This is a genomic window from Pusillimonas sp. DMV24BSW_D (assembly GCF_011388195.1).
In the GTDB taxonomy this organism is placed as follows: Bacteria; Pseudomonadota; Gammaproteobacteria; order Burkholderiales; family Burkholderiaceae_B; genus Neopusillimonas; species Neopusillimonas aestuarii.
On record NZ_CP049990.1, the window covers coordinates 2,114,521 to 2,137,243 of the forward strand.

Genomic DNA, 22,723 nt, shown 5'->3' on the forward strand with positions numbered 1-22,723 from the left:
CAAAGGCCGTAAATCGGTCATTTTTAAATAAATCGAATTACAGGAGACATTAGAATGAAGAAAAGCATACTTGCATTTACGTTGGCTACTTTAATCCCGCTGTCCAATGCTTTTGCCGAAGGCGTTAAGGTTGGCGTTATTACCGGCGCTACCGGGCCGGGGGCGTCGTTGGGTATTCCTTATAAGAATACTTTTGAGGTCGTACCCAAAACCTTGGGTGGTGTACCGGTTGAATACATAATTGTTGATGATGCAACTGACACCACAACCTCGGTAAAACTGGCCCGAAAGCTTATTCAGCAAGATAACGTTGACCTGATTATCGGCTCAAGCAGTGTGCCCACTGCGCTGGCAGTCAGTGAGATTGTGGCTGAACAGAAAGTGCCTCAGATCTCGCTTTCCCCTTTGCCGGTTAAGGCTGAGGATAACCCTTGGTCGTACGCGGTGCCGCAGCCTATTAATATCATGATGGCCGCGGTGGTCAAAAACATGAAAGAAAAAGGGATTAAGAGCGTTGGTTACCTGGGCTTTTCGGATTCCTGGGGTGAACTGGTGTTGGCGGGGCTAAAAGCAAATATCGAGGGAACCGATATAAAGCTGGTGGCGAGTGAGCGTTACGGCCGTATTGACACTAGCGTAGCTGGTCAGGTGCTTAAGCTAATGGCCGCTAAACCGGATGCAGTTGTTCTGGGTGGTTCCGGGACGCCGGGTGCATTACCTCAAGTGAGCTTGCGAGAGCGCGGGTACAAAGGCCCTATTTATCATAATCATGGTGTGATTAACAAAGATTTTTTGCGTGTTGGAGGTAAGGCGCTCGAAGGCGCTTACGCACCCACGGGACCAGTCATGGTGGCCGAGCAATTGCCCGACAGCAACCCGATTAAGGCGGAGGCCATGAACTTTACCGAAAACTATGAGGCCAAATTTGGAGATAACACACGCAATGCATTTTCAGCCTACTCGTGGGATGCTTACTTATTGGCAGACCAGGCTGTGGAGAAGGCGTTGAAAGTCGCCAAACCCGGCACGGCTGAATTCCGTGCCGCACTTCGGGATGCACTGGAAACAAGTAACGAGGTCGTGGGTACGCATGGTGTATATACCATGAGTAAAACCGATCATACAGGGCTTGATGAGCGCGCCAGCGCGTTAGTGCAAGTGGAAAATGGCGACTGGAAACTGGTGACAGCTAAATGACAGTGATGTAATTTAGCTGTGAATCGGTTTGCGATTTTGTTTTATTTGGTAGGCAGTACTGGATTCGAACCAGCGACCTCTACGATGTCAACGTAGCGCTCTAACCAACTGAGCTAACCGCCTTTAAAGAAGAACGCAATAATAGCCTGAATTGTGGCTGCGTGTCAAAGCCGTTTGCCGGGATTCAATGTTACACTAGGTGGGCTAATGTTTTGTTTGGAAACGCGGCAAATGCCGCGTTTTTTGTCGTAGCGTGTACGGTATCGGTGGGTATTTGTACGCTTGTTAATGTCAGGATGCTATATGGTTCAAATTACACTGCCCGATGGATCTCAGCGCGAGTATCCCGGCCCGGTGTCTGTTAACGACGTCGCTTTTTCCATTGGGTCGGGGTTGGGTAAAGCTGCTCTGGCTGGGAAAGTGTCGTTCGAGGGCCAGGAAGATAGGTTGGTGGATACCAGCTACGTCATTAATCAGAACGCACAACTGGCTATCGTAACCGCCAAAGACCCCGAAGGGCTTGATCTCATTCGCCATTCCACTGCACACTTGCTGGCCTACGCGGTGAAGAGTTTGTTTCCAGAGGCCCAAGTCACTATCGGCCCGGTTATCGATAACGGCTTTTATTACGATTTTTCTTACAAGCGTCCGTTTACGCCCGAAGATTTGGAAGCCATTGAAAAGAAAATGGTGGAATTGGCCAAAAAAGACGAGGTGGTCACGCGCGAAGAATGGACGCGAGACGATGCGGTTGCATTTTTCAAAAGCATTGGCGAACAATATAAAGCGGAAATCATTGCGTCTATTCCGTCGAACGAGAACATTAGCCTGTATCGTGAAGGTGATTTCATCGATCTTTGCCGGGGGCCGCACGTTCCCTCCACCGGCAAACTGAAGGTGTTCAAGCTGACCAAAGTGGCTGGGGCCTACTGGCGTGGCGACAGCAACAATGAAATGTTGCAACGTATTTATGGCACGGCCTGGGCCACAAAAGAAGACCAAGCCGCTTATTTGCACATGCTGGAAGAGGCTGAAAAACGGGATCACCGCAAACTGGGTCGCGAATTGGACTTCTTCCATTTCCAAGATGAAGCGCCCGGGCTTATTTTCTGGCACCCGAAAGGCTGGACGGTTTGGCAACAGGTCGAGCAATACATGCGTGCCGTGTACCGCGACAACGGTTATCAGGAAGTAAAGGCGCCGCAAATCCTGGACCTTTCACTTTGGAAGAAAACCGGCCACTGGGATAACTACGCCGAAAACATGTTCACCACAGAGTCGGAGAGTCGCACTTATGGTTTGAAGCCCATGAATTGCCCCGGACACGTGCAGATTTTTAACGCTGGTTTGCATTCGTATCGCGAACTGCCCATTCGCTATGGCGAGTTCGGTCAATGCCACCGCAATGAACCGTCCGGTTCTCTGCACGGCATGATGCGTGTGCGGGGGTTCACCCAAGACGACGGCCACATTTTCTGTACGGAAGATCAGTTGCAAGACGAGTGTGCGGCGTTTACGGCTTTGTTGCAGAACGTGTATGCCGACTTCGGCTTTACAAAGATTCTGTATAAAGTGGCGACCCGCCCGGAAAAACGTATTGGCTCCGATGAGGTTTGGGACAAAGCGGAGCAGGCGTTGATGGAAAGTTTGAACCGTACAGGGTGCGAGTATGAAGTCAGTGAAGGCGAGGGTGCGTTCTACGGCCCTAAGATTGAGTACACGCTAACGGATGCCATTGGCCGTCACTGGCAGTGCGGCACAATTCAGGTTGATTTTTCCATGCCGGAGCGCCTCGGCGCCGAATATGTCGATGCGAACGATCAACGCAAAACGCCGGTGATGTTGCATCGTGCTATTTTGGGTTCCTTCGAGCGTTTTATCGGTATTCTTATTGAAAATCATGCGGGTGCACTACCGCCATGGCTTGCTCCTGAACAGGCTGTGGTGTGCTGTATTTCCGAGAATTCTGCCGATTATGCAGCTGAAATCGCTCAAAAGCTGAAAAAACAAGGGTTTAGAGCCGGGGCAGATTTGCGCGGTGAAAAAATCAACCGTAAAATCAGAGAGCATAGTTTGAAGAAAATGCCCTACATTCTGGTTGTCGGCGAAAAAGAACGCGAAGCTGGAACGGTTGCAGTACGTAGCCGGGGCGGTATTGATCTGGGTGTCATGAGTACCAACGACTTTATCGAGCGTTTGCACGAAGATATTCAGCAACGTCGCAGTGTAGGGCAAGACCATTAATATTTATAGGAGTTTTAGATATCGCAACCGATAAATCCCATCGCATCAATGGCGAAATCCGTGCCACAGAGGTACGTTTAATCGGCATCGAAGGTGACCAACTGGGTATCGTCAAGCTGGCTGACGCACTCGGGCTCGCTGAAGATCATGAAGTAGACTTGGTTGAAATTGCGCCCAATGCATCGCCGCCTGTCTGTCGTTTAATGGACTACGGCAAGTTCAAATATCAAGAACAGAAGAAACAGGCGGAAGCCAAAGCCAAGCAGAAAGTTATCCAGGTTAAGGAAGTGAAGTTCCGCCCGGGTACCGATGAGGGCGATTATCAGGTTAAATTGCGCAATTTGCGTCGTTTTATCGAAGACGGTGACAAAGCCAAAGTTACGTTGCGTTTCCGTGGCCGCGAAATGGCCCACCAAGAGTTGGGCATGCGTGTATTGGAGCGTGTTCGCGACGACCTTAGCGAGCTTGTCCAGGTTGAGGCTATGCCTAAGCTGGAAGGGCGACAAATGGTTATGGTTTTGGCGCCACGCAAGAAACCTGCGGGTAAGGGCGATTCGGCCTCCTGATTCTTGTTTTTCTTATCTATCCCCACCAGGATATCCTGGTGGGGATAGTTTTCGCAGGTCGTTATGCACATACTATTCATTATTGATCCTTTGTCGTCGTTGAAGGCCTACAAAGACTCCTCAGTTGCCATGATGCGCGCCCTGTGCAAGCGTGGCCACGTAATTAGTGTGGCCTTGCAAGGCGATATTTACATCGATGAGGGTGTGGTAAAAGTGACGGGTCAAGCGATCAATCTGATCCAGGAAGCCGACTTGCATGGCCCAAATTGGTGGCAAGCATCCGGGGATTCGGTTGATCAGGCCTTGTCGCGCTACGATGCCGTGGTAATGCGTAAGGACCCGCCGTTCGACATGGAGTATGTGTACTCCACACATTTGCTCGATTTTGCCCAAGCGCAAGGCGCTCGGGTTTTTAATGCGGGGCAAGCGATCCGCAACCACCCCGAAAAGCTTGCCATTACCGAGTTCGCTGAATTTACCTCGCCGACGCTGGTCAGTCGGAACATAGCTCGCTTACGGGCATTTCACGCCAAATATCACGATATTATTTTGAAGCCGCTTGACGGCATGGGTGGTACCGGCATTTTTCATGTGCGTCCCGATGGCGCGAATCTTGGCGCTATTCTGGAAACGCTTACTGATAATGGTGCCCGCACCATTATGGCGCAGCGCTATATTCCAGAAATAAAACAAGGTGATAAACGTATTTTGCTGATCAACGGTGAGCCCGTACCGTACGCGTTGGCGCGTATACCCTTAGCGGGTGAAACAAGAGGGAATTTGGCCGCAGGAGGTCGAGGTGTGGCGCAACCACTCACCAAGCGTGATCGTTATATCGCTGAGACAATCGGTTCCAAGCTGCGGGAAAGAGGGCTTCTTTTGGTGGGATTGGACGTAATCGGCGATTACCTGACAGAAGTGAATGTAACCAGCCCAACGTGTTTTGTTGAAATCACCGAGCAAACTGATTTTGATGTCGCCGATTGTTTTGCTCAGGCGCTGGAGCAGGCGGTAAGGGGGTAGACATGGTGCGGGTTGTTCTGGTTATGCATCAGCCATTGGGAAGTGCTTTTGCGCATTGCGCAGGGCATGTTCTGGGCTGTGAGCCAGATATTGTCCTTATGGATATCACGCCGGCTGATTCGCCGGAAGATAAAGTTATCCAACTACAAGCAATTCTTGCCGAAGCGCCGGCAACGTTGGTTTTAACGGATATTTTTGGTGCCACCCCATTCAATATTGCACGTAAAGCGGTTGAAGCGACACAGGCACAAGGGGCGCGCGCCGAGCTGGTGACCGGGACGAATTTGTGTATGATCATCAAGGCGCTTACCGGCCCGCGTGATAACCTTCAAGAATTGGTGGAGTTGGTGCGCGCAAGCGGCGCCAAGGGGATCGTAAGTGCCTGTTGCACGACTTAAAGATGCTTGATGGTCTTGGGTGTGTTGCGGCAATTTCAAATAGAACAAGAAATTAATATGTCTTCAATTGATATTACTATTACCAATAAACTTGGCTTGCATGCACGGGCGGCAGCCAAGCTCACGCAATTGGCGTCTCGTTACACTGATACACAAATTTTCATCGCGCGTGGTTCACAGCGTGTGAACGCCAAGAGCATAATGGGCGTCATGATGCTGGCGGCGGGTCTGGGGGTTACCGTAACCGTTGATGCCGAAGGCCCTCAAGCCGATGTGGCGCTTGAAGAAGTCCGCCAGCTGTTTAATGACAAATTTGGTGAAGCTGAATAATACGATTCATGACTGCCGCTGCGCCTGCCATACCTCATACATTTAATTCCATGCTGTGCCTTCGCGGCCAGGGTGTGGTGAAAGGTTATGCCATTGGTCGGGCCGCCGTGATGGGTGCGGCAGCCCTAGAGGTCGTGCACTATCGTATCCAGCCCGAAGCGGTTGAGGAAGAGTGTGCCAGATTGAAGGCGGCGCTGGCACAAGCTCGCGATGAGTTGCAACATATGGTGGCAAACCTGCCCGATGATGCTCCGCGGGAAATGGGTGCACTGCTTACTGTGCATAGCATGCTGCTAGACGACCGTATGTTGTCGGAGCAGGCGTGTAACCTTATTATCGAGCGTCACTACAATGCCGAATGGGCGTTAACCACCCAAGGGCAAGTATTGGGCGAGCAATTCGCTGCGATGGAAGATGAGTATCTGCGCGAGCGCGGCACAGACATTCGCCAGGTTATTGAGCGGGTGTTGCGAGTATTATCCGGCACACCTGTTGCCTTACCTCAGTTTGACTCGGGTTATTCGGGAGAACTGATTGTGGTGGCTCGGGATATTTCACCGGCCGACATGTTACGTTTGCGTGGTGCACGATTTGGGGCGTTTCTAACGGATCTGGGCGGGCCTACCTCGCATACTGCCATTGTTGCTCGCAGTATGAATGTGCCGGCTGTTGTCGGCATGGGCAATATTCGCACCCTGGTGCGCGATGGCGACCTGCTCATTGTCGATGGCATGAGTGGGGCGGTGTTGGTTAACCCGCCCGATTTTGTTCTGGAAGAATATCGTCGACGCCAGTCTGCCTATGCAGATGACCGTGCCGAGCTTGGGCGCCTGAAATATGCGGAAGCGGTTACGTTGGACGGCGTTCAGGTTAAGCTTGAAGCCAATATTGAGTTACCGGAAGAGGCCGAGCAGGCGTTGGCCGCGGGTGCCGATGGCATTGGTCTGTTTCGCAGCGAATTTCTGTTCATGGGCCGTCGCGATCTACCGGGTGAAGAGGAGCAATACGAAGCCTATGCCACAGTCGTTAAAGCGATGCAGGGTCGCCCCGTAACGATTCGTACATTGGATATTGGTGCAGATAAAACGTTAGACGGTGATGCCACCGTCGCAACCAATCCGGCGCTGGGTCTGCGTGCCATTCGCTATTGTCTGGCTCATCCTGAAATTTTTCAAACGCAATTGCGTGCTTTGTTACGCGCATCTGTGCACGGGAAACTTAGAATTCTGGTTCCCATGATTGCTCATTTGCATGAAGTACGGGCGGTACGCCAGGCAATTGCCGAGGCATGTCAGCACCTGGAGTCACGAGACATTTCTTTCGATCGAAACGTTGAAGTGGGGGCCATGGTGGAAATTCCTGCTATTGCCATTGCCATAGAACCGTTTGTCGAACAGCTGGATTTTTTGTCGATCGGTACCAACGATTTGATTCAATATACATTGGCGATCGATCGTGGTGACAACGATGTTGCCGATTTATACGACCCTATGCATCCGGCGGTATTGCGGCTTATTTCACATACCATTAATGCGGCGCAACGTTATGGAAAGTCGGTGGCGGTTTGCGGTGAAATGGCGGGCGACGCCCAGGTTACGCGTATGTTGCTTGGCTTGGGTCTACGAGAGTTTTCCATGCATCCCCAGCAACTGCTCGATGTTAAAAAAGAAGTGCGTCAGTCTCATACCAACGCACTTCGGGTTAAGGTCGCATCGGCTCTAAATAGAGCGGAACGAATTAATCTCGATGAACTGGCCGGTTAAGGCGCAAATTCGCTTTGTGTCCTATTGGAAAACAAGCCGTGCTGGTGCACGGCTTGTTTTGTGTTAGCGCTGGTAGGCGGTTTCGCCGTGGGTGCTAATATCAAGGCCCTCACGTTCTTCTTCGTTGCTAACGCGTAAACCGCACAGTTTGTCGGCAATGAAGTAAGCAACCCATGCAACGACCCCGGTCCAGATAACCGTAATCAGGATGCCTTCGATTTGGATCCAGAGTTGCGGGAATATGTCGGCGGCGCTTTCCAGACCGGGTCCACCCAATGCCTGTGCGTTAAATACACCGGTGAGGATCGCACCAATGATCCCGGCGACACCGTGAATGCCGAATACATCGAGTGAGTCATCGGCTTTAAGCAACCGCTTCAGACCGTTTACACCCCAAACGCATACGATGCCGGAAACAACACCAATAATCAGTGCGCCAAACGGACCGACAAGTCCCGCTGCCGGCGTAATGCCGACCAAGCCTGCAATGGCACCGGAGACAGCACCCAGTAACGAGGGCTTGCCTTTAACGGACCATTCCGTAAACAACCAGGCCATGACGGCACCGGCCGTGGCAATAAGCGTGTTGAAGAAAGCCAAGGCGGCGGTTTCATTTGCGCCTAGCGCTGAGCCGGCATTGAAACCGAACCAGCCTACCCAAAGTAATGATGCACCAATCATGGTCATGGGCAGGTTGTGAGGCGGCATGGCTTCGCGACCATAACCCAGACGCGGGCCCAGATAATAGGCGCCGACCAGCCCGGCGACACCGGCATTAATATGGACGACAGTGCCGCCTGCAAAATCCAGGGCGCCACGCTCGAACAGGAAGCCGCCGGACGCCCAAACCATATGTGCAATGGGCAGGTAGGCAAAGGTGACCCAAATCAAAGTAAACACTAATACCGCTGAAAAACGGATACGTTCAGCAAACCCACCCACAATCAAGGCGCAGGTGATTCCGGCGAAAGTTGCCTGAAACGCGGCAAAACTGATCTCGGGAATACTGCCCGCCAACGCATACTCACCTGTAGTGAAATTGGCGATACCGTTCAGGAAAACACGGGAGAAATCGCCGAAAAAAGCATTGTTTTCGGTAAACGCCAGCGAATAGCCATAAACAAACCAAACGACGATGGCTAACGAAAAGGTGCATAAAACTTGCGCCAAAACAGATAAAACGTTTTTGGATCGCACCAGGCCACCATAGAATAAGGCCAGTCCCGGGACAACCATCATTAAGACGAGTAGGGTGGATACGGTCACCCAAACAAAATCAGCTGCATTCATGTTTATTGCTCCTAGATAGCGGCATCGCCGGTTTCGCTGGTACGGATACGGATGACTTGCTCGATCGGCGTGACAAAAATCTTCCCGTCGCCAATTTTCCCTGTATGTGCCGCCTGGCAAAGTGCTTCAATGGCTTGTTCGACCAATGCGTCGGTCACGGCCAGTTCGATTCTGAGTTTTGGCAGAAAATCGACCGTATATTCCGCCCCGCGATAGAGTTCGGTATGGCCTTTTTGTCGGCCAAAACCCTTTACCTCACTGACGGTCATTCCTTGGATACCGACAGCGGCGAGTGCCTCACGCACTTCATCCAGCTTGAACGGTTTGATGATTGCAGTAACTAGTTTCATGGTGTGTTTCCTTTAAGAGGACAATCATTTCTCTTAAAGCAAAAAGCATGCCAGTTTTTTTGTTTCTCGAGGTCGCTGTATTTGAAGCCATGATGGGTAATGCACCATGATGACAATGACGGTACTCAAAAATTGCACCGACTTGGTTCGTTCAGGGTGTTTTTGGTGCGGCCGGCACTATTGATGTACGTAGGGGCGACTAAAAAAGTAACTAAAAATGAATGCGCGACATGAATTGTGTCGATTTATTGCGTGAGAATCTGCGCATGAGATTGTTGGCGGGGCCGTTTTATGCGGCTCTTGGAAGGTTGGCCGTCACCCAAGGTGTGATGGGTGTGTAATCAGGGTTTACACTAATTGAGACTGTGTTGATTTTGACTCGATAGAATTGTAACTGCGAACTCACCAGGCAAGCGTGTCTTTAGCAATCTTCTGGATGAGTGATTTAAACGCAAGTAGGGAGGTCAAAATGAAGTCGCAATATAAATCATTTGCTGCAGCATTCTTGTTGGTTTCTGCAACCGCTTTGGGCGCTTGTTCCAATGAAGAGGATATGGCCGGCCCACCTCCGGGCGGTGGTGGAGCCATGAGCCAACCAGGGGGGGCTGCAACACCGGCCCCTTCACCAGCCCCGGCTCCCCAGGGAAGCCAGTCCTCATCGGGTAGCGGTAGTTATTAATATCAGTGTTTCCCATTTTTTGGCGGCGTTATGCCCGTTGATAACAATAAGGAGTTCTTATGAAGATTTATAAAACCCGATATGCTGCATTAGCATTAGTGGCTTCAATGTCTGTACTGGCTGCGTGTTCGAATGAAGACGATACTGCTCCGGCGGCATCGGATTCCAGCAGCACAATGGAGTCACCCCCCATGACGACGCCGCCTACGCCGACTCAGCCACCCGCTGAATCTGCACCACCTGCTCAAACAGGGTCTGTTACGACTGATACTGATGCAAAATCCACACAGGATGCAGTAGCGGAAAAAGCTGCTGAGATTCGTGATGATGCGGTTGAAGCGGCCAATCGCGCCGGCGAAGCAATTAAAGAAGGTGCTCGCGAGGCAAATGAGGCGATTCAGGATACGTTGTCCAAAGGCACACCCCCTGAAAACTCTCCTGAAGCCGAGCAGCAAGCCGGACAGTAATCGGGTTCTGGTTGCAGCTTTCGTATAAGGGCGCCAATCGGCGCTCTTTTTCTTTACACTGACGGTAAATCATTGTCAGGAGAAAATAATGGCGAATCGTAGCGACTGGATGGAAGATCTCCAGAAGAATATGTCTGATTTAATTAAAAACAGCCCTGCGGCCGATATCGAGCGCAATGTCCGCGCCATGATGACACAAACGTTTTCGCGGCTCGATTTGGTGACTCGGGAAGAGTTTGACACGCAGGCGGCGGTGCTTGAGCGTGCTTTGGTTCGTTTGGGAGAGTTGGAGGCGCGTGTGCGCGAATTGCAGCAAAAGCAAGAGTTGTAGTTTTACGGCTGATGGGTTTATCCATTTAAGCAGCCTTGTTTGAGGTCGTGCGGTCATACTGGTGCATGGTCTGGAATAGGGGAAGGGTATGTCGCTGGCGGTGGTTGAGAGCCGGGTCACGTTAGGCTTTGAGTCGGTGGCAGTGCGGGTTGAGGTCCATGTAGGTAGTGGGCTACCTACTTTTTCAATTGTTGGGCTGCCGGATGCAGGTGTGCGGGAAAGTCGCGAACGTGTTCGTGCAGCCATTGTAAGTAGTGGTCTCGATTTTCCGGCCGGTCGTATCACGGTAAATTTGGCGCCGGCAGACTTCCCCAAGGCTTCTTGCGGGTTCGATTTGCCCATCGCATTGGGTATCCTCATGGCATCGGGGCAGGTGGCAATTGCCGGTGCACAGGGGCACCCCGGCAAACCAGTCGATATTCAGGGTTGGATATTTGTCGGTAATCTTTCGTTAACCGGTGCAATCCCGCCGGCCAATGATCCTCTTTCCGTTGCGTTGTCCATAGCGCGTCACTATCCGTCTGCACGGTTGGTCATGGGATGCGAAAGTGCCAGGCTTGCCGCAGCGGTTCCCGGTGTTCAGGTTTATGAGGCGCATTCTTTGAGTCAAGTCGTGGCGGGTCTGTTGGGTGACGTGCAATGGCAGCCGGTTGATGCTGTATCGGGCGTTATCGATGTTACCGATTCTGATTATGTCGGGTGCCTAAGCGACGTAAGAGGCCAAACTTTTCCCAAAAGGGCATTGGAGGTCGCGGCTGCAGGCGGCCATAGTTTGCTCATGGTCGGCTCTCCTGGAACGGGGAAAAGTATGCTGGCCGGTCGTCTTCCGGGTTTGTTGCCGGCGTTATCCCATTCTCAGGCACTTGAGGTTGCGGCATTGCGTGCACGCGACAAAGCGGGGCTTTATTTAAGTTCTGTTGCGCCCTTTCGGGCGCCGCATCATAGTGCCTCTTCTCCTGCGTTGATTGGTGGTGGGGCTGTGCCACGGCCTGGTGAAATAACGCGTGCGCATCATGGTGTGTTATTTCTTGACGAGTTGCCCGAATTTGAGCGCCGCGTTATCGAGTCGCTTCGTGAACCTTTGGAAACGGCTCATATAACCATAGCCCGAGCCCGGCATGCCGTTCGTTTTCCGGCCGATTTTCAACTCGTGGCGGCAATGAACCCTTGTCCGTGCGGTTGGGCGGGGCATCCTCGGCACAGTTGTCGTTGCACGCCTGAACGGGTGGAGCAATACCGGGCGCGGTTGTCAGGCCCGTTCCTGGATAGGCTTGATTTGCAAATCGGTGTTGCGCCGGTGCCTGAAGGCTGGCTCGAGCTTCCCGAAGGGGAAACGTCGGCGCAAGTTAAGGTGCGCGTGGCTCGGGCTCGCTCCACTCAGATAACGCGTCAGGGTATGGTAAATGCCAAATTGCAAGCTAGCGATTTGCAAAAACATATTGGCCTGAACGAAGGCGCACGTGCCCTGTTGTTGCAGGGGGCTCAGCAATGGGGTTGGTCGGCGCGGGTCCTTCATCGTCTTATGCGCGTCGCCCGAACTGTAGCCGATTTGGCCGGATGTGAGCAGGTTGATGGGGCGCATGTCGCCGAAGCCGTACAGTTTCGTCAGGCTTGGTAGACGTAGGCAAGAAAACATTCTATAATCAAGGGCTTTGCAAATTATTGCAGAAGTATTTTCCAAGCATTTATTAAAGTATTTGTTAATAAATGACCTGTGGGTTTGCGGTGCTACTTTTTCCGGGCTTTTGGCAGAGGCAAGGTAGCGGCAAAGAAGTCCCAGTAAATTTGGGCACCTGCAGTCATAAATCATAGGGTTTAAACATGCCAAAAATGAAAACCAAACGGGGCGCTGCCAAGCGTTTCCAGGTTCGCGGTAGCGGTTCTATTAAGCGCGGTCAGGCGTTCAAGCGCCACATTCTTACCAAGAAAACCACTAAGAACAAGCGCCAGTTGCGCGGTTCCACAGCGGTTCACAAGTCTGATGTTGCGTCTGTTCGCAGCATGATGCCCTACGCTTGAATTAACGGAGATTAACTATGCCACGCGTAAAACGCGGCGTTACCGCCCGCGCCCGTCACAAGAAAGTTCTTAAAGCAGCCAAAGGTTATCGCGGTCGCCGCGGTAATGTATTCCGGGTTGCCAAACAAGCGGTCATGCGTGCAGGGCAATATGCCTATCGCGACCGTCGCAACAAAAAACGCACATTCCGCGCACTCTGGATTACACGTATCAATGCGGCTTGCCGTGAGCTCGGTGTATCCTACAGTGTGTTTATTGCCGGTACTAAGAAAGCATCCATTGATCTCGACCGTAAGGTTCTGGCCGATATGGCCGTGAACGACAAGGCTGGTTTTGCCGCAGTGGTTCAACAGGCAAAAGCTGCCTTGGCTTCGTAAGCTTTTACGTCAACGGTATTGCACTAAAACGGGGCTCGGTTGGGCTCCGTTTGCATTTGGAAAAACGGTTAACCCATGACTTCGTCCGATGAAGACCTGATTTCTCAGGCAACCGAGGCGTTTCAGCAGGCAACAGATGCCAATGCGCTGGAGAACGCAAAAGCCCGTTTTATCGGCAAACAAGGCTTGCTCACTTCTATGTTGAAAGGGCTGGCCAAGCTCGAGCCGGCCGAAAAGAAAACCGAAGGCGCGCGTATTAACCAGCTTAAGCAGCAAATTGAAGCATTGCTTACCGAGCGCCGCCAACAATTGGCGCAGGCAGAGCTGCAACGTCGGCTGGCATCGGAAACGATCGACGTCACTTTGCCGGGCCGGGGCTACGCAACGGGGGGGATTCATCCCGTGATTCAATCGTGGCAACGTGTCGAGGCAATTTTTCGTTCCATTGGGTTCGATGTTGCCGATGGGCCTGAAATTGAAGACGATTGGACAAATTTTACCGCGCTGAACAATCCGGAAAATCATCCGGCCCGTTCCATGCAGGATACTTTCTATGTCGACATGAACGACAGCAAAGGTCTGCCCATGTTGTTGCGCACGCACACCAGCCCTATGCAAGTCAGGTATGCGCGCATGCACAAACCGCCTATTAAGGTTATTGCACCGGGTCGTACCTATCGTGTCGACAGCGATGCAACCCATTCTCCTATGTTTCATCAGGTGGAAGGTTTATGGGTGGCTGAGAATATTTCGTTTGCCGACTTGAAAGGGGTCTATACGAATTTCTTGCGGGCTTTTTTCGAAACCGACGATCTTGTCGTTCGTTTTCGCCCGTCGTTTTTTCCCTTTACCGAGCCGTCCGCTGAGATCGACATGATGTTTACATCGGGCCCCAACCAAGGGCGGTGGCTGGAAATATCCGGTTCCGGGCAGGTTCATCCTCAGGTTATCCGGAATTTTGGCCTCGACCCCGAACGTTATATTGGTTTTGCGTTCGGCTCCGGTCTGGAACGCTTAACCATGCTTCGGTACGGCGTGAATGATTTGCGCCAGTTTTTTGAAGGCGATCTGCGTTTCCTGCGTCAGTTCAATCGTTGAAATCGCTGTGATTCGGGGCGCTTCAGTGCGCACCCGAATCCGGTTTTCCAGACACTTTAATCGAATTCAGACACCATTATGCAATTTCCAGAATCGTGGTTGCGCAGCTTTGTGAATCCGGATATTGATTCCGATGCGTTATCTCATCAACTCACCATGGCGGGCCTTGAAGTTGAGGAAGTGGGTCCGGTTGCGCCGCCGTTTGAGCAGATCGTCGTTGCCCATATTAAAGAAATCTCTGCGCATCCCGATGCCGACAAGTTGCGCGTGTGCCAAGTGGATGACGGTTCGGGCGATTTGCTTCAGGTTGTATGTGGTGCGCCGAATGCGGCCGCAGGTTTAACCGTGCCGTTTGCGCGTATCGGTGCCAAGTTGCCTGACGGCATGAAAATTGGCAAAGCCAAGATGCGTGGTGTTGAGTCGTTCGGTATGTTGTGTTCGGCACGCGAGTTGGGTTTATCGGAAGACCACTCTGGTTTGCTCGAGCTTGATTCCGGCTTGTCGGCAGGGCAGTCAATCCGCGAAACGCTCAGTCTTGATGATACGGTTTTTACATTGAAATTGACCCCAAACAGGGCTGATTGTCTGTCAATTTTGGGTGTTGCACGTGAGGTGGCAGCCCTGAGTGGCGCTGTTATGACGCCAACACAAACAGAGCCAGTGGCTGTGAGTATTAATGATCGCTTGGCTGTTGAGGTCAAAGCGCCGGATCTTTGTGGCCGTTTTGCCGGTCGTGTTATTCGAGGGGTGAATGCAAAAGCCAAGACCCCAGATTGGATGCGTGCACGTTTGGAGCGTTGTGGCCAACGTTCTATCTCGGCCTTGGTTGACATTTCCAACTACGTGATGCTTGAGTTGGGACGTCCGACTCATGTGTTTGATCTAGCCAAAGTTAATGAGGGTTTAACGGTGCGCTGGGCCCAAGAGGGCGAGCAACTTGAATTGTTGAACGGCCAAACCGTCACCTTGCAATCCGATGTGGGGGTCATCTCATCGGGGAACGAATTGGAAAGCCTGGCGGGCATTATGGGGGGCGAGGCCAGTGCGGTAACCCTCGATACTACCGATATCTATCTCGAAGGGGCGTTTTGGTGGCCCGAGGCCATTATGGGCCGGGCCCGGCGTTTCAAGTTCAGTTCCGAAGCCAGCCATCGCTTTGAGCGCGGCGTTGATTTTGCAAATATCCCGCAAGATCTCGAACGTATGACGCAACTCATACTGGAAATTTGTGGCGGGCAGGCCGGCCCGCTCGACGACCAAATTATTAATTTGCCTGAACGACCTGTTGTTGCTTTACGCGTCGATCGTTGTCGGCGCGTGCTGGGTATCGATGTTTCCGAACAGGAAATTGGCGAAATTTTCACCCGGTTGAATTTGCCCTATCAACTGGAAAACGGTGTTTTCAAGGTCAGTCCACCCAGCTACCGATTCGATTTGACCATTGAAGAAGATCTGATTGAGGAAGTCGCCCGTATTTATGGGTTCGAACGCATTCCCGATTTGGTCCCAGTGGCGCCCGCGATGATGACAATGCCCGCGGAAACCCTGAAAGGCCCTCATGCCCTTCGTGCGGTGATGGCCTCGCGTGATTATCAGGAAGTGATCAATTTTTCATTCGTTGAAGAAGGTTGGGAAACGAACTATTGTGCGAATAGCAATCCGATCCGCTTGTTGAACCCCATTGCAAGTCAACTGGCCGTCATGCGTTCCAGTTTGATTGGTGGTTTGTTAGCCAATATCGTGCACAATGCCAATCGTAAACAGTCGCGTGTGCGGGTTTTCGAGCTGGGCCGCGTATTTGAGCGCGACGACTCCGTTGAAGAAGGTGATTTGGTTGTGCAAGGTGTACGGCAGCCACAGCGGTTGGCGGCAGCAGCCTGGGGGCCTGCCATGCCTGAGCAATGGGGCGTACCCGATAAACCCGTCGACTTTTACGATATAAAAAACGATCTTGAGGCTTTACTGGGTAGCAGGGCAAATGAGCTGGTTTGCGAAGCTGCTGTTCATCCGGCCTTGCACCCTGGGCGCAGCGCCCGCCTGCTGCTCGGCGGTACGCCGATCGGCTGGCTTGGCGAAGTGCATCCACAGTGGGTTCAACAACTCGAGTTGGCGCGTGCACCGGTGGTTTTTGAAGTGGACGTTGAGGCAATCTCTTATGTTAATCTGCCCGCTCCAACTGAAATTTCGCGGCAGCCGGTCGTCATCCGTGATTTGGCCATTTGGGTGGATCAAGGTGTGTCGTATCAGGGTTTACTCGATACCTTAAAGCAAAGTATTGTTTCTGATGCTAAGCTAAAGATTGTTAAGGATATTCGCTTGTTTGATGTATGGCGTGACAAAAATGCTGACGGCGCTTCGGCGCAAACCAGCCTGGCCTTGCGTTTTTGGTTGCAGGATCCGGTGGTTACTCTGGATGATCAGCAGGTTGAAGATTGCATGAAGGTGTTGCTGGCGGCGCTGGTCGATCAGCATGGCGTTCGGCAACGAGCATAAGAGAGACATGATGAATCAGGAAGCACGCACACTGACTAAAGCCGAATTGGCCGAGTTATTGTTCGATCGGGTGGGCTTGAATAAGCGGGAAGCTAAAGATCTGGTCGACACTTTTTTCGAAGAAATTCGTGAGTCGTTGGCCAATGGTATTGAAGTCAAGCTTTCGGGTTTTGGTAATTTCCAGGTTCGCGATAAGCCGCCACGCCCGGGGCGGAATCCAAAAACGGGTGAGGTCATCCCCATTGAAGCGCGTCGGGTCGTTACGTTTCATGCCAGCCAGAAACTGAAAAGCGCGGTTGAGCAAGCACCTGATGAACCTGTACTTTAATGTTTTCATTGCCAGAACAAAGCCATGAGTTCAAGCCAAACGACGGTTAATCTGCCTCCTATCCCCGCCAAGCGTTATTTCACGATTGGTGAGGTCAGCGAACTTTGTGCGGTCAAGCCGCATGTCCTGCGTTATTGGGAACAGGAATTCACGCAGCTCAAGCCCGTTAAACGGCGTGGGAACCGCCGTTATTATCAGCACCATGAAGTCTTGCTTATTCGCCGAATCCGCGATTTATTGTATGAGCAGGGTTTTACGATTAGTGGTGCGCGGAATCGTCTGGGCGATGCACGTGACGTTCCCCACGATGCCGATGCAGCGGTACGTCTTACCGGCCAGGAGTTTCAATCAATGCGAAACGAACTCATCAATATTCGTGATCGCCTCGATCAGGCACTTGGGGCACAGTCTGAAACGGCCGTTTAATGCGTGCTGCGGCTTTACATGCTTTATGCTTGCCTAACCCCGACCAAAAAGTTTGGGCAGTACAGGCAATAGATAAGCAACTTGATCAGGTTGATCCTAACCAGAACTTGTCTATGCCGGAAAGCGCGTCTATTCCCGGACGCCCCAACCGTCCCGAGTTGGTCGGCCCCTTTAAGGTGAAACAGCGGTCGGTTCATACGGAACAGGGGCGGGCGGCACTGATTCACTCTTTGGCGCATATTGAATTTAACGCCATTAATCTGGCGCTGGATATGATTTGGCGCTTTCCAGGCATGCCGTCTGAGTTTTATGAAGACTGGCTGATTATCGCGAAAGAAGAGGCTTACCATTTTTCTTTGCTAAGCAAGCATTTGCATGGAATGGGATATACCTATGGCGATTTTCCCGCACATGATGGACTGTGGGAAATGGCGCAACGCACCACCGATAATTTGCTTGCCCGATTGGCCTTGGTTCCTCGAACACTTGAGGCCCGAGGTCTGGATGCCTCACCGGTTGTTCGCACAAAATTGGCAAACGCCAACGACAATGAGGCGGCGCAAATTATTGATATTATCCTGCGTGATGAAATTGGCCATGTGGCGATTGGCAATAAGTGGTATCGCTACCTGTGCCAAAAAGAAAACCTTGACCCTGTGGCACATTACGCTGAAATGGCGCGCGTTTATCGGGCGCCGCGTTTGAAGGGGCCTTTCAACATCGAGGCCCGGTTGGCCGCTGGATTTACTGAGCAGGAACTGGAGGTGCTTCAGGCTCAGGATCAGGTACTTCCAACCTGAAACTCTGCCCAATAAAGGCAATATCGCCTTGTGGCTCAACCAATTCGGCGGCGTTTTGTTCAATGGTGATTTCGTATAGCATTGGCTCGACGACTGAAAAACCGCTTGTCAGGCGAATTTGACTGGGTGCGGAGTCGTCTATGACGCCAAGTTTCTGAGTGGTGGGCGAATTGGGCTTTCGCCGCCATAAAACCAGCACCTCGTCGTTTGCCAACTGGCTTTTCAACAGGGGCTCAAGATGCAGAACGCCTGGATCACGCGAGACAATTAACCAGCCGGGCGTGGAAGTGCTGCCGGGCGGTTGCATAACAACGGTGTGTAAAGACAATGGCTCTGGAGGTGTATTTTCAGCATTCTTAGCCGTATTGTGGGCGGCCAGTTCAGGCTGGATGGGTACTAGCCATACATAAAGACCGGCGGCCAATATCAGCAGAAGTATGCTGGTTACCAATAGGCGTAATTTGCCGCCTTTTTGTGGCCGTGTAGGTGTTGATTCGGAACGTTTTTCGTTAAGGGAGGGCGCTGAGTTGGTTGCCGCTTGAGTCGTTGTCGCTTTGGTTTCGCCTCTGGTTGCAGGAGGCTCCGGCCGGGTACTTTTTTCAGGTGTTTTTAACGGTTGCGGAATAATCGTAAGCTTGAGTGTATTCTGAATTTTTTCCCATGCTTGTTCGTCGGGCGCGTTTGTGGCCAGAAGATGGGTTAACTGAAAAAATAGCCCTTCCCAATAAAGCGCTTGCTTCAAGGCATTGTCGTCTTCGGCAATCGCCGCTTGAGCTGTGTTCGCTTGGTTGCCGTTAAGTAGGCCAAGCACATAAAAGGCAATCGTGGCATTGTCGACCTGGCTGCTCGGCAGGGGAGCGCTCGGGGTTTGGTTGAACGCCGCGGTTAGGTTCGTCAGTACTATATTAGCGTCAATACTTAAGACCGATTCAATGTTGAAGCTGTTTAAACCTTTGCAATAGGCCAGGGCAATGAATTGAGCGCTTTCTTCGGTTAAGTGTTCCCTTAGCGGTGCTTCAAAGTGATCAAGGCAAGGGCCTATGTCGTTCAACCAGCTTTTGGCTGCAATAATTCGATCGGGGTGGTTTACAGTGGTTTGCCGCTGCAAGGCCTGCAGGCGATAGCGAAAAATACTGAAGATCCAGGCGTAACCCGAGCCATGAACAGGGTGGAAATGGTTTGCGTGTTGCCAGACCATCACCATACTGTCGTGCAATGCTTGTTGAGCCAGTGCTTCGTCATTCAAGACGTGTTGTGCCAAAGCCTTTATCGGCGGTGCAATTTGCCGGTAGATTTGTTCCAGGCTACTCGTTTCTTTTTTCGCACAACGTTGCAGGGCGGGGTCAAGTGAGGGAAGAGTAGCAGGCATGCAAGCTCCGGGAGTGCAGAAAAAGATTGTCTGTTGTCGTTAGGTTTAGCGGGTTTATTTTCTCACAGTAAAATGACCCATGCGTCATGGACCGGTTCCTGATTGCTCATAACAGAAGATGTCCATGAAATTCTCTAATCGGGGCCCGGCGCCCACCAATCGTAACGATCTTCAAACCATTCGCTCCTTGTTGCCTTATGTATGGCAATTCAAATGGCGTGTCATGTTGGCCATGGCCTGTTTGGTGGGAGCGAAAGTCGCCAGTGTCATTGCTCCACTGTATTTGAAAGATATTGTCGATCAACTTGACATGCCGCCGACGGCTTTGGTGGTGCCCATTGGGGCGTTGCTGGGGTATGGCCTGGCGCGATTGAGCACGAGCATATTCGGCGAGTTGCGCGACGCGTTGTTTGCCCGGGTAACGCAAGGTTCGGTGCGCACCATTGCCACACGCGTCTTCCGGCATTTGTTTGCCTTGTCGCTTCGTTTTCATTTGCATCGCCAAACGGGCGGGCTGAGCCGTGACATTGAACGGGGCACCAAAGGGATCGGCTTTTTACTGAACTTTACCGTGTTCAACATTTTGCCGACGCTGCTTGAAATAACGATGGTTGCGGCTATTCTGTTTTGGCGTTATGACTTCTTGTTTGCTGTGGTTACGCTTTCAACTATTGCAACGTATATTGCTTTTACGCTGATTGTGACGGAAAAGCGCATGGTTTATCGGCGCAGCATGAATGATCTCGATAGCAAAGCCAATAGCAAAGCAATCGATGCGCTAATCAACTACGAAACGGTAAAGTACTTTGGTAATGAAAAGTACGAAATCGACCGCTATGACACCAATCTGGGCAAGTGGGTTGATTCAGCCGTCAAGAACCAGGTCTCATTGAATTTTCTGAATATGGGGCAAGGGGTCATAATTACGCTGGGTATTACCCTGCTTTTGTGGTTGTCGGCCCAGGGGGTTGTGAATCAAACCATGACGGTTGGCGATGTGGTTTTGGTATCGGCTTATTTAACGCAGCTCTATGCGCCGTTGAATTTTCTTGGGTTTGTTTATCGCGAGATAAAGCATGCTTTGGCTGACATGGAACGCATGTTCGGCTTGATATCCGAAAACCGTGAAGTTCAAGACCGGCCGGATGCCAAGGTTTTGGATACGCGCGCCGCCGCCGTCCGGTTTGAGTCGGTTAGCTTTTCTTACGAGGCTAACCGGCAGATTTTGTTTGATGTGGATTTGGCGATTCCCGCAGGTAAAACGCTGGCGGTGGTAGGGGCGTCGGGCGCTGGCAAGAGTACGCTTTCTCGTTTGTTATTTCGCTTTTATGACGTAACGCAAGGCGCAATTCGAATTAACGGCCTGGATATTCGTGATTTGACGCAAGACAGTTTGCGTCATCATATCGGCATTGTGCCTCAGGATACCGTTTTGTTTAACGATTCCATTTTGCATAATATTGCGTACGGCGATCCCAACGCGTCTTTCGACGATATTGTGCAAGCGGCCAAGGCGGCCCGCATCCATGACTTCGTTTCGCGGTTGCCTGACGGTTACGACACCCAGGTGGGCGAGCGTGGTTTGAAGTTGTCGGGTGGCGAGAAACAACGTGTGGCAATTGCGCGAACCTTATTGAAGAATCCGCCTATTCTCATTCTGGATGAAGCAACCAGTGCATTAGACACCCGCACGGAAAGGCAGATTCAGGAAGAGTTGAATTTAATTGCGCGTAATCGCACGACTTTGATTATTGCGCATCGCCTCTCGACAATTGCCGACGCCGATATTATTGCGGTAATGGATCATGGAAAGGTGATTGAACAAGGAACGCATCGCGAATTGTTATTGCATAACGGACGCTATGCGCAAATGTGGCAAATGCAGCAGGTGGCTGAAGAAAGCGGGGAGCCGTTCAGCCAAGGAAGGTAGGAAATTGCGTCCCGAAGGACGCAATTCATGCCCGCTGCGCTTCTTTGGTTTTCATGTCAGTGTCGAAGGTGTTGCCGGCAAGGCTTGCCCAACCCAATTTTGCGCCGCGTGAAACAGCGGCATAAACCGCAGCATTGCGATTATGCACGTTCAAACGTTGGTAAAGCGTTTCAGTATGGGCTTTTGCGGTGGCAACTGAAATGTTTAATTTACGACCGATCGTTTTCATAGGGTGGCCTTGTGCCAACAGCACTAAAACCTCATATTGGCGCGGGGTTAGGCCCAGCATTTCATGCTCGCGCCGTGATTTTGGCGGGCGGGCCGATAGCTCAATGGCAGGGGGCCAGCGTGTAGGTGAGTAAGCGGTGACGATAGGGTCGGGTTTTAATTCAACTGTCGTTGCAACATCGGCTTTTCTTGGAAAACATGTTCCGCCTGCCAGAACCAGACGAACCGCTGCCTGTAGTACTTCTGATGGGCTGGAACTAGCTATATAGCCGGCAACTGCGGATGAGGTTTTGATAATCTCAACAGGCATGGTCGTAGCTTCACCCATGAGCAGGATGGCATTGGGTGTGAACAACAACTCAACTTTTTGAATTTGGTTGCCGGCATTTTTTTCGTCTAGCGACATTAATACCAGGTCGTAATGTTCCGCTGGGGCGTTATTCTCAGTGAGGCTGCCCTGGCTATGCAGTATGGTGTCGGGGCCTAACCCGGACAATAATTGAACAAGGCCCAGCCGAAGCAGCGGGTAAGGTTCCAGAATCATGATGCGTGCCATTTGCGATTTCCTTATAGTAGAAAGAGTTAACGACTCTTCGCGACCGACAGCACAGGCGGTGACTTATCCTACCGCCCGGCTTGATTTACAGCAAGCTGAATATGAGTATTTATTGATATAAATCATCCTGTTACCTTACTTTTGCGGTCATTGCTTGCATTCAAATTGAAATGTTTTGTGATGCCCCTGAACGTTTTCGATCACGATAGTGATGTTGCAGTACTCGCTGTCGTTACGCGATATGACTAGCTGAGTGAGCGCCTGGGGTTGATTTGCCGTTACGTTTACGTGGCCTGATTGGGCGGTGCGACTTGTTCCCGAGCGTCCTTTATTGACCGCTTCAATCAGATACTGAAGCGCCTGGCTTTCGGTACTGCGGATATAAGGCACGATGACGGCGGGTTTGTTCTGGTCATAAGTCCCTAACCAGATTTCAAAGTTCAGATCGGTATCCATGGGCT

24 protein-coding genes and 1 tRNA gene are annotated in these 22,723 nt (G+C 51.6%); 19 read left to right on the forward strand and 6 right to left on the reverse strand.

From position 1 onward, the window contains the following. The first annotated feature begins 54 nt into the window (after positions 1-54). A complete protein-coding gene (locus tag G9Q38_RS10270) occupies positions 55-1,197 on the forward strand; it encodes an ABC transporter substrate-binding protein (RefSeq protein WP_166130625.1) in 1,143 nt (380 codons plus the stop codon). A gap of 46 nt (positions 1,198-1,243) precedes the next feature. On the opposite strand, the gene G9Q38_RS10275 is transcribed toward G9Q38_RS10270, so the two are convergent. Beyond that, positions 1,244-1,320 (reverse strand) — tRNA-Val (locus tag G9Q38_RS10275). A gap of 180 nt (positions 1,321-1,500) precedes the next feature. Between G9Q38_RS10275 and thrS the strand changes: the two genes are divergently transcribed. The 6 genes from thrS (at position 1,501) to ptsP (ending at position 7,521) form a co-directional block, all read left to right on the forward strand. Continuing rightward, positions 1,501-3,441, forward strand: a complete 1,941-nt coding sequence (gene thrS, locus G9Q38_RS10280; protein WP_166130628.1) for a threonine--tRNA ligase — start codon at positions 1,501-1,503, stop codon at positions 3,439-3,441. Between the two features lie 5 nt (positions 3,442-3,446). Then, the gene (infC, locus tag G9Q38_RS10285; protein WP_199532543.1) at positions 3,447-4,007 is read left to right on the forward strand and encodes a translation initiation factor IF-3; all 561 of its coding nucleotides are present in this window, start codon (positions 3,447-3,449) and stop codon (positions 4,005-4,007) included. Positions 4,008-4,070: 63 nt separating this feature from the next. Then, complete coding sequence (gene gshB, locus G9Q38_RS10290) at positions 4,071-5,030, forward strand: glutathione synthase (protein ID WP_166130631.1); 960 nt, start codon at positions 4,071-4,073, stop codon at positions 5,028-5,030. Between the two features lie 2 nt (positions 5,031-5,032). Next, positions 5,033-5,428, forward strand: a complete 396-nt coding sequence (locus G9Q38_RS10295) for a PTS sugar transporter subunit IIA (RefSeq protein WP_166130634.1) — start codon at positions 5,033-5,035, stop codon at positions 5,426-5,428. Positions 5,429-5,485: 57 nt separating this feature from the next. Next, positions 5,486-5,758, forward strand: a complete 273-nt coding sequence (locus G9Q38_RS10300; protein WP_166130637.1) for an HPr family phosphocarrier protein — start codon at positions 5,486-5,488, stop codon at positions 5,756-5,758. 8 nt (positions 5,759-5,766) lie between these two features. Then, positions 5,767-7,521: a phosphoenolpyruvate--protein phosphotransferase gene (gene ptsP / locus G9Q38_RS10305; protein ID WP_166130639.1), complete on the forward strand. Its 1,755-nt coding sequence runs from the start codon at positions 5,767-5,769 to the stop codon at positions 7,519-7,521. 63 nt (positions 7,522-7,584) lie between these two features. Here ptsP and G9Q38_RS10310 read toward each other — a convergent pair whose 3' ends face one another. Continuing rightward, entirely contained in the window at positions 7,585-8,811 is a 1,227-nt protein-coding gene (locus tag G9Q38_RS10310) for an ammonium transporter (protein WP_166130642.1), read from the reverse strand. An 11-nt stretch (positions 8,812-8,822) separates the two neighbouring features. Continuing rightward, positions 8,823-9,161, reverse strand: coding sequence for a P-II family nitrogen regulator (locus tag G9Q38_RS10315; protein WP_114421580.1), 339 nt, complete (start codon positions 9,159-9,161; stop codon positions 8,823-8,825). A gap of 469 nt (positions 9,162-9,630) precedes the next feature. Between G9Q38_RS10315 and G9Q38_RS10320 the strand changes: the two genes are divergently transcribed. From G9Q38_RS10320 to G9Q38_RS10370, 11 genes are all read left to right on the forward strand, one after another. Continuing rightward, positions 9,631-9,840, forward strand: a complete 210-nt coding sequence (locus G9Q38_RS10320; protein ID WP_166130645.1) for a hypothetical protein — start codon at positions 9,631-9,633, stop codon at positions 9,838-9,840. A 59-nt stretch (positions 9,841-9,899) separates the two neighbouring features. Further along, the gene (locus tag G9Q38_RS10325; protein ID WP_166130648.1) at positions 9,900-10,307 is read left to right on the forward strand and encodes a hypothetical protein; all 408 of its coding nucleotides are present in this window, start codon (positions 9,900-9,902) and stop codon (positions 10,305-10,307) included. A gap of 88 nt (positions 10,308-10,395) precedes the next feature. Continuing rightward, complete coding sequence (locus tag G9Q38_RS10330; RefSeq protein ID WP_166130651.1) at positions 10,396-10,638, forward strand: accessory factor UbiK family protein; 243 nt, start codon at positions 10,396-10,398, stop codon at positions 10,636-10,638. A gap of 88 nt (positions 10,639-10,726) precedes the next feature. After that, positions 10,727-12,256, forward strand: a complete 1,530-nt coding sequence (locus G9Q38_RS10335; protein WP_166130653.1) for a YifB family Mg chelatase-like AAA ATPase — start codon at positions 10,727-10,729, stop codon at positions 12,254-12,256. A gap of 203 nt (positions 12,257-12,459) precedes the next feature. Then, positions 12,460-12,657: a 50S ribosomal protein L35 gene (rpmI, locus tag G9Q38_RS10340; RefSeq protein ID WP_114421585.1), complete on the forward strand. Its 198-nt coding sequence runs from the start codon at positions 12,460-12,462 to the stop codon at positions 12,655-12,657. A 17-nt stretch (positions 12,658-12,674) separates the two neighbouring features. Beyond that, positions 12,675-13,034 (forward strand): 50S ribosomal protein L20, encoded by a 360-nt coding sequence (rplT, locus tag G9Q38_RS10345; protein ID WP_114421586.1) that lies wholly within the window; start codon positions 12,675-12,677, stop codon positions 13,032-13,034. Positions 13,035-13,109: 75 nt separating this feature from the next. Beyond that, entirely contained in the window at positions 13,110-14,132 is a 1,023-nt protein-coding gene (gene pheS / locus G9Q38_RS10350) for a phenylalanine--tRNA ligase subunit alpha (protein WP_166130656.1), read from the forward strand. Between the two features lie 78 nt (positions 14,133-14,210). Then, a complete protein-coding gene (gene pheT, locus G9Q38_RS10355; protein ID WP_166130658.1) occupies positions 14,211-16,625 on the forward strand; it encodes a phenylalanine--tRNA ligase subunit beta in 2,415 nt (804 codons plus the stop codon). Between the two features lie 10 nt (positions 16,626-16,635). Next, positions 16,636-16,953 (forward strand): integration host factor subunit alpha, encoded by a 318-nt coding sequence (locus G9Q38_RS10360; protein WP_114421589.1) that lies wholly within the window; start codon positions 16,636-16,638, stop codon positions 16,951-16,953. A 24-nt stretch (positions 16,954-16,977) separates the two neighbouring features. Further along, on the forward strand, positions 16,978-17,379 hold the full coding sequence (locus tag G9Q38_RS10365; protein ID WP_166130661.1) for a MerR family transcriptional regulator: 402 nt from the start codon (positions 16,978-16,980) through the stop codon (positions 17,377-17,379). Then, a complete protein-coding gene (locus tag G9Q38_RS10370; protein ID WP_166130664.1) occupies positions 17,379-18,179 on the forward strand; it encodes a ferritin-like domain-containing protein in 801 nt (266 codons plus the stop codon). The genes G9Q38_RS10365 and G9Q38_RS10370 overlap by 1 nt, the downstream gene beginning before the upstream one ends. Here the strand turns inward: G9Q38_RS10370 and G9Q38_RS10375 are convergent. Next, complete coding sequence (locus G9Q38_RS10375) at positions 18,124-19,548, reverse strand: anti-sigma factor domain-containing protein (RefSeq protein WP_166130666.1); 1,425 nt, start codon at positions 19,546-19,548, stop codon at positions 18,124-18,126. The two genes, G9Q38_RS10370 and G9Q38_RS10375, sit on opposite strands and share 56 nt — an antisense overlap. A 124-nt stretch (positions 19,549-19,672) precedes the next feature. On the opposite strand from G9Q38_RS10375, the gene G9Q38_RS10380 reads away from it, so the two are divergent. After that, positions 19,673-21,478, forward strand: coding sequence for an ABCB family ABC transporter ATP-binding protein/permease (locus G9Q38_RS10380; RefSeq protein ID WP_166130668.1), 1,806 nt, complete (start codon positions 19,673-19,675; stop codon positions 21,476-21,478). 25 nt (positions 21,479-21,503) lie between these two features. On the opposite strand, the gene G9Q38_RS10385 is transcribed toward G9Q38_RS10380, so the two are convergent. Together G9Q38_RS10385 and csgH are read right to left on the reverse strand one after the other, a co-directional pair. Continuing rightward, positions 21,504-22,262 (reverse strand): response regulator transcription factor, encoded by a 759-nt coding sequence (locus G9Q38_RS10385; RefSeq protein ID WP_166130670.1) that lies wholly within the window; start codon positions 22,260-22,262, stop codon positions 21,504-21,506. A 147-nt stretch (positions 22,263-22,409) separates the two neighbouring features. After that, a complete protein-coding gene (csgH, locus tag G9Q38_RS10390; RefSeq protein WP_158607279.1) occupies positions 22,410-22,718 on the reverse strand; it encodes a curli-like amyloid fiber formation chaperone CsgH in 309 nt (102 codons plus the stop codon). Positions 22,719-22,723: the final 5 nt, after the last annotated feature.